Source organism: Pseudomonas tolaasii NCPPB 2192, from assembly GCF_002813445.1.
Classification (GTDB): domain Bacteria; phylum Pseudomonadota; class Gammaproteobacteria; order Pseudomonadales; family Pseudomonadaceae; genus Aquipseudomonas; species Aquipseudomonas tolaasii.
Map to the genome: position 1 here is coordinate 171,703 of NZ_PHHD01000001.1, position 13,293 is coordinate 184,995.

General features: G+C 60.2%; 10 protein-coding genes and 2 tRNA genes. 7 read left to right on the top strand and 5 right to left on the bottom strand.

Going from position 1 to position 13,293, the window contains the following annotated elements; translation table 11 throughout:
* Positions 1–83: 83 nt before the first annotated feature.
* On the bottom strand, positions 84–1,142 hold the full coding sequence (dinB, locus tag ATI14_RS00830; protein ID WP_016971157.1) for a DNA polymerase IV: 1,059 nt from the start codon (positions 1,140–1,142) through the stop codon (positions 84–86).
* Positions 1,143–1,422: 280 nt separating this feature from the next.
* Between dinB and ATI14_RS00835 the strand changes: the two genes are divergently transcribed.
* The 4 genes from ATI14_RS00835 (at position 1,423) to ATI14_RS00850 (ending at position 5,991) form a co-directional block, all read left to right on the top strand.
* Positions 1,423–1,499, top strand: a tRNA-Met gene (locus tag ATI14_RS00835).
* A 207-nt stretch (positions 1,500–1,706) separates the two neighbouring features.
* A tRNA-Met gene (locus ATI14_RS00840) sits at positions 1,707–1,783 on the top strand.
* Between the two features lie 279 nt (positions 1,784–2,062).
* Positions 2,063–4,705, top strand: a complete 2,643-nt coding sequence (mprF, locus tag ATI14_RS00845; RefSeq protein WP_080520109.1) for a bifunctional lysylphosphatidylglycerol flippase/synthetase MprF — start codon at positions 2,063–2,065, stop codon at positions 4,703–4,705.
* Positions 4,705–5,991 (top strand): virulence factor family protein, encoded by a 1,287-nt coding sequence (locus ATI14_RS00850; protein ID WP_016971921.1) that lies wholly within the window; start codon positions 4,705–4,707, stop codon positions 5,989–5,991. Before mprF ends, ATI14_RS00850 begins: the two co-directional genes overlap by 1 nt.
* Before the next feature lie 133 nt (positions 5,992–6,124).
* Here the strand turns inward: ATI14_RS00850 and recJ are convergent, their stop codons facing one another.
* Complete coding sequence (recJ, locus tag ATI14_RS00855; protein ID WP_016971922.1) at positions 6,125–7,834, bottom strand: single-stranded-DNA-specific exonuclease RecJ; 1,710 nt, start codon at positions 7,832–7,834, stop codon at positions 6,125–6,127.
* Between the two features lie 175 nt (positions 7,835–8,009).
* Positions 8,010–8,552: a YaeQ family protein gene (locus ATI14_RS00860; RefSeq protein WP_016971923.1), complete on the bottom strand. Its 543-nt coding sequence runs from the start codon at positions 8,550–8,552 to the stop codon at positions 8,010–8,012.
* A gap of 149 nt (positions 8,553–8,701) precedes the next feature.
* On the opposite strand from ATI14_RS00860, the gene ATI14_RS00865 reads away from it, so the two are divergent.
* Positions 8,702–9,901 (top strand): CaiB/BaiF CoA transferase family protein, encoded by a 1,200-nt coding sequence (locus tag ATI14_RS00865; RefSeq protein WP_016971924.1) that lies wholly within the window; start codon positions 8,702–8,704, stop codon positions 9,899–9,901.
* A complete protein-coding gene (locus ATI14_RS00870; RefSeq protein WP_016971925.1) occupies positions 9,901–10,785 on the top strand; it encodes a TIGR02285 family protein in 885 nt (294 codons plus the stop codon). The genes ATI14_RS00865 and ATI14_RS00870 overlap by 1 nt, the downstream gene beginning before the upstream one ends.
* 181 nt (positions 10,786–10,966) lie before the next feature.
* Here ATI14_RS00870 and ATI14_RS00875 read toward each other — a convergent pair whose 3' ends face one another.
* On the bottom strand, positions 10,967–11,251 hold the full coding sequence (locus tag ATI14_RS00875) for a DUF3509 domain-containing protein (RefSeq protein WP_031319984.1): 285 nt from the start codon (positions 11,249–11,251) through the stop codon (positions 10,967–10,969).
* Positions 11,252–11,556: 305 nt separating this feature from the next.
* On the opposite strand from ATI14_RS00875, the gene ATI14_RS00880 reads away from it, so the two are divergent.
* The gene (locus ATI14_RS00880) at positions 11,557–11,778 is read left to right on the top strand and encodes a hypothetical protein (RefSeq protein WP_016971927.1); all 222 of its coding nucleotides are present in this window, start codon (positions 11,557–11,559) and stop codon (positions 11,776–11,778) included.
* A 77-nt stretch (positions 11,779–11,855) separates the two neighbouring features.
* On the opposite strand, the gene thrC is transcribed toward ATI14_RS00880, so the two are convergent.
* Entirely contained in the window at positions 11,856–13,265 is a 1,410-nt protein-coding gene (gene thrC / locus ATI14_RS00885; protein WP_016971928.1) for a threonine synthase, read from the bottom strand.
* Between the last annotated feature and the right edge of the window lie 28 nt (positions 13,266–13,293).

A 13,293-nucleotide genomic window follows, 5' to 3' on the forward strand; every position in this document is an offset into this window, starting at 1 on the left:
ATAGCTGAATGTCAGTCACTGATACTTTGACTGTTACACCGCTATCGCAGGCAAGCCAGCTCCCACAGTTTTATCTGCGGTTTTTACCAGGGAAACTGGAGTTGTTCGTTGCCGGCGCTCAGATCAAGTAACCTCACCCCAATCCCCAACAACCGTACCGGTTTGCCACCCCGGTTAAACGCCTGCGTCAACAGCTGTTGATAACTCTCCAAGTCCCGCCCTGCCCCGGCCTGCTCCAGCGTCGTCTGGGTAAAATCATGAAACTTCACCTTCACAAACGGCTTGCCCGCACGGTAACTGCTGTCGATGCGCGCCATGCGTCCGGCCAGGGTTTCCATCAGCTCGGGCAGTTTTGCCAGGCAACTTGAGAGATCCGGCAGGTCCGCATCGTAGGTATTTTCCACACTGATGGACTGCCGACGGCTGTCGTTCTGCACCACACGGTCATCAATCCCACGAGCCAGGCTCCAGAGTCGTTCGCCAAAACTGCCGAATTCGCGCACCAGCGCCAGCTTGTTCCACTCGCGCAGTTGCAGGCAGTCTTCAATTCCCAGGCGCGCCAGCTTGTCCGCAGTAACCTTGCCAACGCCGTGCAGCTTGCTCACGCGCAACTGGGACACAAAATCCTCGACCTGATCGGGGGTGATCACAAACAGGCCGTTGGGTTTTTTCCAGTCACTGGCGATCTTGGCCAAAAACTTGTTTGGCGCCACACCGGCAGACACGGTGATGTGCAGCTGGTTGGAAACGCGGCGGCGAATATCCTGGGCGATGCGCGTGGCGCTGCCGCCGAAATGCGGGCTGTCGGACACGTCCAGGTAGGCTTCATCCAGCGACAACGGCTCGATCAGGTCGGTGTAGTCGCGAAAGATCGTCTGGATTTCCTTCGACGCTTCTTTATAGGCATCCATGCGCGGTTTGACGATGGTCAGGTCCGGGCACAGTTTCAGGGCATGACGCGACGACATTGCCGAGCGCACGCCATAAGCCCGCGCCTCGTAGTTGCAGGTCGCAATCACCCCGCGCCGATCCGCCGAGCCGCCAACCGCCAGCGGCTTTTGCGCCAGGCTCGGGTCATCACGCATCTCGATGGCGGCGTAGAAGCAATCACAGTCGACGTGGATGATTTTGCGCTGCGTCATATAAACAGAGGGTGTAAACCAACGGATGGTCAGTATCGCATTCACCCCTGTATATAGCACCAGTAGTTTGAATCTTCCGTTCGAGCGGTAGGAAATTTTACGGATGAATTTATTTTCTCAATTGAACTCACCGTCCCGATAGAGCTGAAACCCTTGTCCAGACTGGCCCCGCGCCAGATCAACAGCGTCTTTGGAGCGCTAACCGATTGAACCACAAGCGCTTTTCTTCGATTCACAGGTTGACACACCTGCGTTCCTCTGTAGAATGCCGACACACAGACGCGGGATGGAGCAGTCTGGTAGCTCGTCGGGCTCATAACCCGAAGGTCGTCGGTTCAAATCCGGCTCCCGCAACCAAACATCAAAAAAGGCTACTCGAAAGAGTGGCCTTTTTTGTGCGCGCCTGTTTTTGCTCTGTACAAAAATTGTAAGACAAAAAAATCTTTGCCCAGCCTGCACTTAGCGTCAACGCTTCGCATTCGGCCGCCGATTCAGACTAATTTGCCCCACCCCCCCATTAACGGTTGACACCTCGCCGCTGGACTGTAGAATGCCGCCCACAGACGCGGGATGGAGCAGTCTGGTAGCTCGTCGGGCTCATAACCCGAAGGTCGTCGGTTCAAATCCGGCTCCCGCAACCAAACATCAAAAAAGGCTACTCGAAAGAGTGGCCTTTTTTGTATCCGGCTAAAAAGTTCTTCTGAAACAATGGCATGGCATCTTTCATGAAACCCCACACGGTTTGTAGAGTCCATCTCATTGCAAGCTATGCTCAATGCTCAAGCGCTACCCTCTACGACCAATGGCCGCTGTCGCCGCCCCCGGCGATACGCGTTAATATTTGTAATTATTTTGTCCATAGGGATTGGTAACTTGGCTGGATACCTCCATCCTGTCGCGCACAATCCACGAGGTGATTGATGCGCGCCAACTCGTCTGAACCACAAGACACCGTCACAGCAGAACAACCGATCGCTCCCACCCGTTTGCGCTGGCTGGATCTGTTGAGCAAGTACCGTCAGCCGATCGGGCTGGCCGTTACTCTGTTGCTGTTCGCAATCGCCCTGATCGCCTGCCGGCATTTATTGCTGGAGCTTGACCTTTACGCCCTCCATGACTCGATCCTGGAAGTGCCCAAGCCGGCCTTGCTCGGCGCATTCGCCGCAGCCGTCGCCGGTTTCATCATTTTGTTGGGCTATGAATTTTCCGGCGCGCGCTACGCCGGGGTGAAATTGCCGGCCAAGACCCTGGCCATGGGCGGCTTCACCGCCTTCGCCATCGGCAATGCCATTGGTTTGTCGATGCTCTCGGGTGGCTCGGTGCGTTACCGCCTCTATGCACGCCACGGTATCGGGGCTGCAGAAGTGGCGCACATGACGGTATTCGCCAGCCTGGCGCTGGGCACCGCCCTGCCGCCGCTGGCCGCCTTGGCGACATTGAGCAACCTGCCTGCCGCGTCTACTTATCTGCATGTGTCCCAAGGCCTGCTCGGCAGCATCGCCGGCGCCGTGCTGTTATTGTCGGCCGCGCTGTGCATCGGCATTTATCGCCGCCGCCTGCCGGAACAGCCTTACCCGGACAACCTGCTGGTCAAGGCCGGGCGCCGCACCTTGCGCCTGCCGGGTCGCCGCCTGACCTTTCTGCAATTGATCATCACCGCGCTGGATGTGGCCGCTGCTGCCACCGTCCTTTATATGCTGTTGCCGGAAGCGCCGCCGTTCGGCCCGTTCCTGCTGGTGTATCTGCTGGCACTGGCGGCCGGTGTGCTCAGCCATGTGCCAGGCGGCGTAGGCGTCTTTGAAGCGATCCTGCTGGCCGCTTTTGCCGACAAGCTCGGTGCCGCGCCACTGGCCGCCGCGTTGTTGCTGTACCGGATGATCTACGTGGTGTTGCCACTGTTGATCGCCTGCATCTTCCTGCTGGTCAACGAAGCACAGCGTCTGTTCCAGACCCAGCAGAGCCTGCGGGTAGCCTCGGGCTTCGCGGCCCCGGTGCTGGCCGTACTGGTTTTTTTGTCCGGCGTGGTCCTGCTGTTTTCCGGCGCCACGCCGGAAATCGACTCACGCCTGGAAAACATCGGCTTCCTGATTCCCCACCGCCTGATTGACGCCTCGCACTTCGGTGCCAGCCTGATCGGCGTGCTGTGCCTGCTGCTGGCTCAGGGCCTGCGTCGGCGCTTGTCCGCCGCCTGGATGCTGACCATGGTGCTGCTGCTGGCCGGCGCCCTGCTCTCCCTGCTCAAAGGTTTTGACTGGGAAGAAGCCAGCCTGATGATCATGACGGCAGTGCTGCTGGCCATCTTCCGCCGCTCGTTCTACCGCGCCAGCCGCCTGACCGAGCTGCCATTCTCGCCGCTGTACCTGGTGGCCAGCGTGTGCGTACTCGGGGCCTCGATCTGGCTGCTGCTGTTTGCCTATCAGGACGTGCCGTACAGCCATCAACTGTGGTGGCAGTTCACCCTAGACGCCAACGCCCCCCGTGGCTTGCGTTCGTTGCTGGGTGCGGCCGTGCTGCTGGTGATCGTCTCGCTGACCTGGCTGCTGCGCACCGCACGCCCGGTGATTCACCTGCCGACTCCGGATGAACTGGAGCGCGCCACCAGGATCCTGATGGCCTCCTCCCAACCCGACGGCGGCCTGGCACTGACCGGTGACAAGGCGCTGCTGTTTCATCCCAACGACGAAGCCTTCCTGATGTACGCCCGCCGTGGGCGCAGCCTGGTGGCCCTGTACGACCCGATCGGCCCGACCCAGCCGCGCGCCGAGATGATCTGGCAGTTCCGTGACCTGTGCGACATCCATCACGCTCGCCCGGTGTTCTATCAGGTACGCGCCGAGAACCTGCCGTACTACATGGACATCGGCCTGACCGCGATCAAGCTGGGCGAAGAAGCCCGAGTGGACCTGAAACGCTTTGACCTGGAAGCCAAGGGCAAAGAGATGAAGGACCTGCGCTACACCTGGAACCGTGGCACCCGGGACGGCCTGTCGCTGGAGATCTTCGATCAAGGCCAGGCGCCCATGGATGAGCTGAAAGTCATCTCCGACGCCTGGCTGACCGGCAAGAACGTGCGGGAAAAAGGCTTCTCGCTCGGGCGTTTCAGCGACGACTACCTCAAGCACTTTCGTATTGCGATCATTCGTTTCGAAGGGCGCCCGGTGGCCTTCGCCAACCTGCTCGAAACCTACAACCACGACCTGGCCAGCCTCGACCTGATGCGCGCCCACCCCGACGCGCCGAAGCTGACCATGGAATTCATGATGGTTGGCCTGATTCAACATTATAAGAACCATGATTACGCCCGCTTCAGCCTCGGCATGGTGCCGTTGTCGGGCCTGCAGCCCCGTCGTGGCGCGCCGTTGACCCAGCGTTTGGGCTCAATGGTGTTCCGTCGCGGCGAGCAGTTGTATAACTTCCAAGGTTTGCGCCGCTTCAAAGACAAGTTCCAGCCCGACTGGGAACCCCGTTATATGGCCGTGCCCGCAGGACTTGATCCGCTGGTGGCACTGGCCGACACCGCCGCCCTGATCGCAGGCGGCTTGACTGGATTGGTGAAACGCTGATGATTCGACGCTCCTGGCGGTATGTATTGGCCTTTGTAGTGCTGCTCGCGCTGATCGCGGCGGGTGGCTTCTGGTACTGGAACCGCCCCGCCCCACAGCCGACCCTGGAGCAACTGCCCCAGGCAGACGGCTCGGTGATGACCCGTGTAACGCCCAACGGTTCGGCAAAAGCCCGTGTGGCAGTGGCCGTGATGGCCGATGAAACCCTGACCGATAGCCAACTGATTGCCTTGAGCCAGGGCGGCTCGGCGCAAATCGTTCAAGTCATCCTGCCAAAAGACGACTGCAAGCTGCAGGAGCAGGCACTGCAAAGCGCCCTGGCCCAGCTTAAAGGCCCGGCCACCCTGGTCAGCGGTATTGGCCCTGGTGCAAGCCTGGCCTGGCGCTGGCTGGCGGCACAGAGCGACGACAAGGCCAACGCCATCTCTGTCGGCTTCGCCATGACGCAGGAAGGCTGCAAGGATCCTCTGCCGAAAACCGCTGCACATGGCAGTTGGCTGGTGGCCTGGAACGATAACCCTGACGATGATGCCGCCAGTTTCGTACGCGACACCCCGCGCGCAACCACCAGCATCAGCGACTACGACATCCATTACCCGCAGGTGCTGAACAACGAACTGCGCAAGCAACTGGTCGGCTCGGACAACGGCGGCCTGGCGATTCCGGTGGTTGAAGTACCGGCCGGCCAAGCCAAAGACACCGTCACCCTGTTCCTTTCCGGTGATGGCGGCTGGCGTGACCTGGACCGTGACGTCGCCGGTGAAATGGCCAAGATCGGTTACCCGGTGGTCGGCATCGATACCCTGCGCTACTACTGGCAGCACAAAACCCCGGAGCAAAGCGCCAAGGACCTCACCGAGCTGATGCAGCACTATCGGCAGAAATGGGGCACCAAACGCTTTGTGCTGACGGGCTATTCGTTCGGCGCAGACGTACTGCCGGCCATCTACAACCGCCTGCCGGAAAACGAGCAGCAGCGTGTGGACGCAATCATCCTGCTGGCCTTCGCCCGCACCGGCAGCTTTGAGATCGAAGTGGAAGGCTGGCTGGGCAACGCCGGCAAAGAAGCGGCGACCGGCCCGGAAATGGCCAAGCTGCCGGCGGACAAGGTGGTGTGCATCTACGGTGCCGAAGAGGTCGACGAGAGTGGCTGCACCGACAAGACCGCCGTGGGTGAAACCGTGAAACTGCCAGGCGGTCACCACTTTGACGAGAACTACCCGGCGCTGGCCAAGCGGTTGGTGGACATCATCGTGAAGCATCAGGCCAAGGACAAAGCCGAGTAAGTCCAGGCTGCACACACCAAACTGTGGGAGCTGGCTTGCCTGCGATGGCATCGCCGCGGTGTAACTGACGCACCAGGGTGACGCTATCGCAGGCAAGCCAGCTCCCACATTTGTTTTGTGGTGTTGTTGAGATCTAGCGCGGTTCGATGTGCGCAATCATCAACTGCACGGTTTCGTTGCCACGAAACTCGTTCACATCCAGCTTGTAGGCCAACTCCACCCACTTCACGGTCGGATTCGGCCATACATCGCGATCCACGCCAAACGCAATGCCATCGAGCTTCACGGAGCCGCATTCGCTCTTGAGCACCACTTTCAGGTGACGCTCGCCCACTACGCGCTGCTCCACCAGCTGAAACACGCCATGAAACAACGGCTCGGGAAAGTGCTGCCCCCACGGCCCGGCGTGTCGCAGCGCACGCGCCAGTTCCAGGTGAAACTCTTCCACCGCCAGCGTGCCATCGGACAGCAACCGCCCAGTGAGGTCTTCCTCACGCAATTGCCTGCGCACCTCGGCATCAAAGGCTTCGGCGAAGAGTGGGAAATTTTCCTCGGGCAACGTCAGACCGGCCGCCATGGCGTGGCCGCCGTATTTGGCGATCAGGTTGGGATGCTGGCTGGCAACCACTGCCAGGGCATCACGGATGTGAAAACCTTGCACAGAGCGCCCTGAGCCCTTGAGCAGGCCATCACCGGCGTCGGCGAAGGCGATGGTCGGGCGGAAGTAACGCTCTTTCATGCGCGACGCCAGAATGCCGATCACGCCCTGGTGCCATTCCGGGTCGAACAGGCACAAACCGTAGGGCATCGACTCCACCGGCAAATCCTTGAGCTGGGCCAGCGCCTCGCGCTGCATGCCTTGCTCAATGGATTTGCGGTCCTGGTTCATGCCGTCCAGTTGCGCCGCCATTTCCCGCGCGGCAGCGACGTCGCTGGTGAGCAGGCATTCGATGCCCAGGCTCATGTCATCCAGGCGCCCGGCGGCATTGAGCCGAGGCCCGAGAATAAAACCCAGGTCGGTGGAGGTAATACGCGACGCATCGCGCTTGGCCACTTCAAGAATCGCCTTGATCCCCGGCCGCGCACGCCCGGCGCGAATACGCTCCAGCCCCTGGTGCACGAGGATGCGGTTGTTGGCGTCCAGCGGCACCACGTCGGCAACGCTGCCCAAGGCAACGAGGTCGAGCAACTCACCGATGTTCGGCTGCGGCGTGTTGTCGTACCAGCCGAGGCTGCGCAAGCGCGCGCGCAGGGCCATCAGCACATAAAAGATTACGCCGACACCGGCCAGGGCCTTGCTCGGGAATTCACAGCCCGGCTGGTTCGGGTTGACGATGGCGTCAGCCGCCGGCAACGCGTCACCCGGCAAGTGGTGGTCGGTGACCAGCACCTGCAAGCCAGCCGCTTTCGCCGCCGCCACGCCTTCGACGCTGGAGATGCCGTTGTCCACGGTGATCAGCAACTGCGGCTCGCGCTGCAGGGCCACGGCGACGATTTCCGGGGTCAGGCCGTAGCCGTACTCGAAGCGGTTCGGCACCAGGTAATCGACGTGGGCCGCACCGAGCAAACGCAGGCCCAGAGTGCCCACAGCGCTGGCCGTGGCGCCATCAGCATCGAAGTCGCCCACAATCAGAATGCGCTGGCGTTTTTCCAGGGCCGTCACCAGCAAATCCACCGCCGCGTCGATGCCCTTGAGCTGTTGATAAGGAATCAGGCGCGCCAGGCTTTTGTCCAGCTCGGCTTCGGACTGCACCCCGCGTGCAGCATAGAGGCGAGTCAACAGCGGCGGCAATTCACCGAGAAACGGCAGGACATCGGGCAACGGGCGGGGATCGATACGCATGGGGTGACGAAAGCTTCTCTTCTGGTGGGACGGTTAAACAGCAATTCTGAATACAACACAGATGAACTGTGGGAGCTGGCTTGCCTGCGATAGCGGTGGGTCAGTTGGAGCATCTGCTGCTGATACACCGCTATCGCAGGCAAGCCAGCTCCCACATAAACCTGCTCAGTCAGGTTCAGCCGCGCTCGCCAGCCAGCCACTGCAGTTGCACTTCGTGCTGGCCGCGATCATCGGTCACGAACATCGTGCCTTCACTGATCATCACATCCCACTTGATCACGCGAGGCATGTCCTTGGCCAACGTCTCCAAAACTTCCTGCGGTACCGCAGCGATGTGCACGTTTTTCAGGTTATTGGCCACCGGCACCACCTTGCCTTCCCACACACGCAGGCTGCCGTAGGCCAGCAGGCTGGTGCGCTCCGTGCGACGCGAGCACCAGGTCAGGCGGTCGGCGTCAGGCTGGCCGACTTCGATCCAGTGCAAAACCCGGTCATCCAGGCTTTTTTCCCACAGGGCGGGTTCGTCTACATCTGACAGGCCACGGCCGAACGACAGCTGCTCGTTGTACCAAAGGGCGTAGGCCAACAGGCGTACGGTCATGCGCTCTTCGGTTTCCGAAGGGTGGCGGGCGATGGTCTGTTTAACGCTCTCGTACACCGAACGGTCGAGGTCGGTGAGGTTGAGTTCGAATTTGTAGGTCGTGGACGGCTGGGCCATGAACGGGCTTCTAGAGACTGGGAAAGGCGGCCAGTCTAACCGATGGCGGGGTCATTCAACGAATACTGCGCTGCATCATCCTTATCCCTGGGCCACTCGCCTATGTTAAAAGGCATCACAACCACCGCCCCCGCTCGCTAAGGATCCTCATGTCGTTTAATGCCAAACCACTTGCCGGCCTGAAAGTCATCGAACTGGGCACCCTGATCGCCGGCCCGTTTGCGTCACGCATCTGTGCCGAATTCGGCGCCGAGGTGGTCAAGGTCGAATCCCCGGACGGCGGCGACCCCTTGCGCAAATGGCGCAAGCTGTATGAAGGCACCTCGCTGTGGTGGTTCGTGCAGGCGCGCAACAAAAAGTCGCTGACCCTGAACCTTAAACACCCGGACGGCCTGGCGATTCTCAAACAACTGTTGGCGGACGCCGACATTCTGATCGAGAACTTTCGCCCCGGCGTGCTGGAAAAACTCGGCCTGAGCTGGGAAACCTTGCACGCGTTGAACCCAAGGCTGGTGATGGTGCGTCTTTCGGGCTTTGGCCAGACCGGGCCGATGAAGGACCAGCCAGGTTTTGGTGCCGTCGGTGAGTCCATGGGCGGCTTGCGCTACATCACCGGTTTTGAGGACCGTCCGCCGGTGCGCACCGGGATTTCCATCGGTGACTCGATTGCCGCCTTGTGGGCCGTGATCGGTGCGCTGATGGCGCTGCGTCATCGTGAGGTCAACGGCGGGCTTGGCCAGGTGGTGGACGTAGCACTGTACGAAGCCATTTTCGCGATGATGGAAAGCATGATCCCGGAATTCGACGTGTTCGGTTTCATCCGCGAGCGTACCGGCAACATCATGCCCGGCATCACGCCCTCTTCGATCCATACCAGTGCCGACGGCAAACACGTGCAGATCGGCGCGAATGGCGATGCAATCTTCAAGCGTTTCATGTCGGCCATCGGGCGTGAGGATTTGGCCAGCGATCCACAATTGGCCAGCAATGATGGGCGTGACAACCGCCGCGATGAGCTGTACGGCGTGATCGACCGCTGGGTTAACTCGCTGCCGCTGGAGCAGGTGGTCGAGGTTCTGAACAAAGCCGAAGTGCCCGCCAGCCGCATCTACAGCGCCGAAGACATGCTGGGCGACCCGCAATTTCTGGCGCGGGAGATGTTCCTCAAAGCCCAACTGCCGGGCGGCAAGGACTTCAAGATGCCAGGCATCGTGCCCAAATTGTCGGACACGCCCGGCAGCTGCGAATGGGTCGGGCCGCAACTGGGTGAACATAACAGCAATGTGCTCAGTGGCTTGGGTTACGACACCGCTGCCATCACCCGATTGCGCGAGGATGGCGCGATTTGATGGTACGCCGTGCCCAACGCTGGCTGATTCGACTTTGCCTGGGCGCCGCGATGACCGCTGCCGGGTCACTCCCGGCCAGCGCCGCCGACACACTGACCTGGCTTCTGCGCGACTTGCCGCCGCTGACCATCTTCGACGGCCCGCAAAAAGGCCAGGGGGCGCTGGATCAACTGTTGCCGATACTCAGCCAGCGCCTGCCGGAGTACCGCCACCAGGTGATGCACGTCAATCGCGCCCGTGGCATTCAAATGCTGCGGGGGGACGCTCTTACCTGCGATCCTTCGCTGCTGTGGACGCCCGAACGTGCGCAGTACATCGTGTTTTCCGCCGAAGCGTTCGTGGTGGTCAGCAATGGGGTGACCCTGCGACGCAGCCAGCAGGAAGCCATGGCCTCGTTTATTGCCGAAGGCCAGTTCGACCTGCAAGCCTTTCTCGACGCTCATCGGCCCCGGATCGGCGCCACCGCCGAGCGCAGTTACGGCCCACTGATTGACGAACAGATCAAACGCGCGGCGCCGCAGACGGTAGCGCTGCATTACGGTAATGATGCGCTTGGCAGCCTGTTGCAGATGCAGCGTCTGGGTCGGCTGGAAGCGGTGTTGGGCTACCCGCCGGAAATCCGCTATCACGCCATGCAACAGGGCATTGCTGCCCAGGACCTGATGTTCTACCCCATCAAAGGCGCCGCGCCTTACCAGCACACCCACGTGGGTTGCTCGGACACACCCGCAGGTCGCCAGGCCATACAGCGCATTAATCAGGCGTTGCGTGAGATACCACCGGAACAGGTTCAACAATCCTACGCTGCATGGCTGGACCCGGCGGTGCGCGAGCGCTACCTCAGGGATAACCCGAGTTTTTTCCAGGAGGCACCGGAACCCTGAGCAATCACGGGCAAATTTCAGGCAAAAAGAAACCCCGAAGAGTGGGGAGACACTTCGGGGTTAAACGTGGCCTACAAAGACCAGTACAACAAGCCACAAACACCGGAGCACAATGTTTGCTCTTGCCGTTAAAAAATCTGACCGGCCATGCTGTAGGAAGTTTCCTCAAATAAACTTTTCTTCATGCGCGGGCGTCGCCGCGAGTCTGGGCGGCATTGCGCAGGGCCGCGATGACAGAAGGTTCCAGGCGCCCTTCGGCGATTTTAATATCGCGCAGCAGGCAATCCACGACATCCACCAGCACGCGCTTGTCCGTCAGTTGCGCCCGGTCAACCTCACGTTCGACGACAATGGCGCCAGCAGGGTTCTTCACGGTCACCAGGCACTCGCCCTGCACACCGGAGGTGGTCAGCGTAACCTGATAAGGGCTCAGTGCTTCTTCGAGCAATAGGCTGATACTTTCCATCTCGATCACCACTCAATAGTTCGGGAACAATCGTTTCAACGGGAGCTGCATCTATCCTAAGTGACTGTTTGTGACGTAGGAAAGTTCGCTTTATCGTCTTTATGGGGCCGTCAGGGGGTGACGGGTTCCAGCATGCACTTGCAACATGACAACGAAAAAACGGCGCACATACCTGCTTACGCAATGGGCGGCTGTTTTGGGGTTGGCCGAGGGCTGAGGCTGAAGGTGAAACCTATACTCGGTGGGCGCTGTTAAGTAGAGAGAAAGCGCATGTCAAAAGGCCCTTATTGCGAAGGATGAATACGATGGCAGAACAAAATGAACAGCAGACGTCGACAGACAGAATGCACGCGGAGGTTTCACGGATTTTTGCTGAAATAGCACGTATGAATGCAGAGCAAAACAAACTCAACAAAGAGTCTCTGAAAATTACCTGTGAGACGTTCTGGTACCCCGTGGGTATAGCCACTGGTTTCTACGCGGCGGTGGGCACCGTAATAGTGGTTGCACAAAAACTATTCTCGTAACGCTCGACCGGGCCTGCCAAAAAAAACGCCGCTGACCCAAGGAAGGGAAAGCGGCGTTTTTGTCGACGCGGGTTGCCTTACAACGGCTTGCCCCGGTTGCCATGCTGGCTCACAAACGCCTGCACTGCCTTGAGGTCATTGGCCAATACGGTGCAACGCTCTTCACGCTCGAACAGATCCGCCAAATGCACCGGCAGCTCCAGCGCCTTGCCCACACCGGCCTTTTCTACCGCTTCCGGGAATTTGACCGGGTGGGCGGTGCCGAGAATGACCATCGGAATGTCCAGGCTGCGACGGCATTCGCGCGCGGCCTTCACGCCGATAGCGGTGTGCGGGTCAAGCAACTCGCCGGTCTGGGCATAGACCTCGGCGATGGTTTCGCAGGTCTGCGCGTCGTCCACGGCCAGGGAATCGAACAGCTTGCGGGTTTCGGTCCAGCGCTCTTCATCCACGCTGAAACCGCCGCCGCTCCTGAAGGTGTCCATCAAGCCGGCAATCGCCGCGCCATTGCGACCGTGCATGTCGAACAGCAGGCGTTCGAAGTTCGACGACACCATGATATCCATCGACGGCGACAGCGTGGCGTGCAGGGTTTCCTTGACGTACTGATTGCCGCTCATGAAGCGGTGCAGGATGTCATTACGGTTGGTAGCAACGATCAACTGGTTGATCGGCAAGCCCATGTTTCGCGCCAGGTAACCGGCAAAAATGTCGCCGAAGTTGCCGGTGGGCACCGAGAACGACACCGAACGCGACGGGCCGCCCAGCTGCAGGGAGGCGTGGAAGTAGTAGACGATCTGGGCCATGATCCGCGCCCAGTTGATCGAGTTCACCGCCACCAGGCGCGTGCCCTTCAGGAAGCTCTGGTCAGCAAAGCTGTTCTTGACCATTTCCTGGCAGTCATCGAAGTTGCCTTCGATGGCGATGTTGTGAATGTTCTCGCCAAAGATGGTGGTCATCTGGCGACGCTGCACTTCCGACACGCGCTTGTGCGGGTGCAGGATGAAGATGTCGACGTTTTCGCAGTGCTTGCAACCTTCGATGGCCGCGGAGCCGGTGTCACCCGAGGTGGCACCGATGATCACCACGCGCTCGCCGCGCTTTTCCAGCACGTAATCAAGCAGGCGACCCAGCAGTTGCAGGGCGAAATCCTTGAACGCCAGGGTCGGGCCGTGGAACAGCTCCAGTACCCACTCATTGCCGTTCAGCTGGCGCAGTGGCGCGATGGCGTTGTGGGAAAACACGCCATAGGTCTCTTCCAGAATCTTTTTGAAATCCGCATCCGGAATGCTGCCGGTGACAAACGGGCGCATCACGCGGAAGGCCAGCTCGTGGTACGGCAGGCCGGCCCAGGACGCGATTTCCTCCTGGGTGAAGCGTGGCAGGTTTTCCGGCACGTACAGGCCGCCGTCAGTGGCAAGGCCTGCCAGCAGGACGTCTTCGAAATTCAGGGCCGGTGCCTGGCCGCGGGTGCTGATGTAACGCATGACTGGCTCCTCTAGAGCATTTTCGAAC

What these genes read in the sequence shown, in the direction of transcription:
- dinB (WP_016971157.1), bottom strand. Translation starts at nt 1,142, where the DNA reads ATGACGCAGCGCAAAATCATCCACGTCGACTGTGATTGCTTCTACGCC.
- mprF (WP_080520109.1), top strand. Translation starts at nt 2,063, where the DNA reads ATGCGCGCCAACTCGTCTGAACCACAAGACACCGTCACAGCAGAACAA.
- ATI14_RS00850 (WP_016971921.1), top strand. Translation starts at nt 4,705, where the DNA reads ATGATTCGACGCTCCTGGCGGTATGTATTGGCCTTTGTAGTGCTGCTC.
- recJ (WP_016971922.1), bottom strand. Translation starts at nt 7,834, where the DNA reads ATGCGTATCGATCCCCGCCCGTTGCCCGATGTCCTGCCGTTTCTCGGT.
- ATI14_RS00860 (WP_016971923.1), bottom strand. Translation starts at nt 8,552, where the DNA reads ATGGCCCAGCCGTCCACGACCTACAAATTCGAACTCAACCTCACCGAC.
- ATI14_RS00865 (WP_016971924.1), top strand. Translation starts at nt 8,702, where the DNA reads ATGTCGTTTAATGCCAAACCACTTGCCGGCCTGAAAGTCATCGAACTG.
- ATI14_RS00870 (WP_016971925.1), top strand. Translation starts at nt 9,901, where the DNA reads ATGGTACGCCGTGCCCAACGCTGGCTGATTCGACTTTGCCTGGGCGCC.
- ATI14_RS00875 (WP_031319984.1), bottom strand. Translation starts at nt 11,251, where the DNA reads ATGGAAAGTATCAGCCTATTGCTCGAAGAAGCACTGAGCCCTTATCAG.
- ATI14_RS00880 (WP_016971927.1), top strand. Translation starts at nt 11,557, where the DNA reads ATGGCAGAACAAAATGAACAGCAGACGTCGACAGACAGAATGCACGCG.
- thrC (WP_016971928.1), bottom strand. Translation starts at nt 13,265, where the DNA reads ATGCGTTACATCAGCACCCGCGGCCAGGCACCGGCCCTGAATTTCGAA.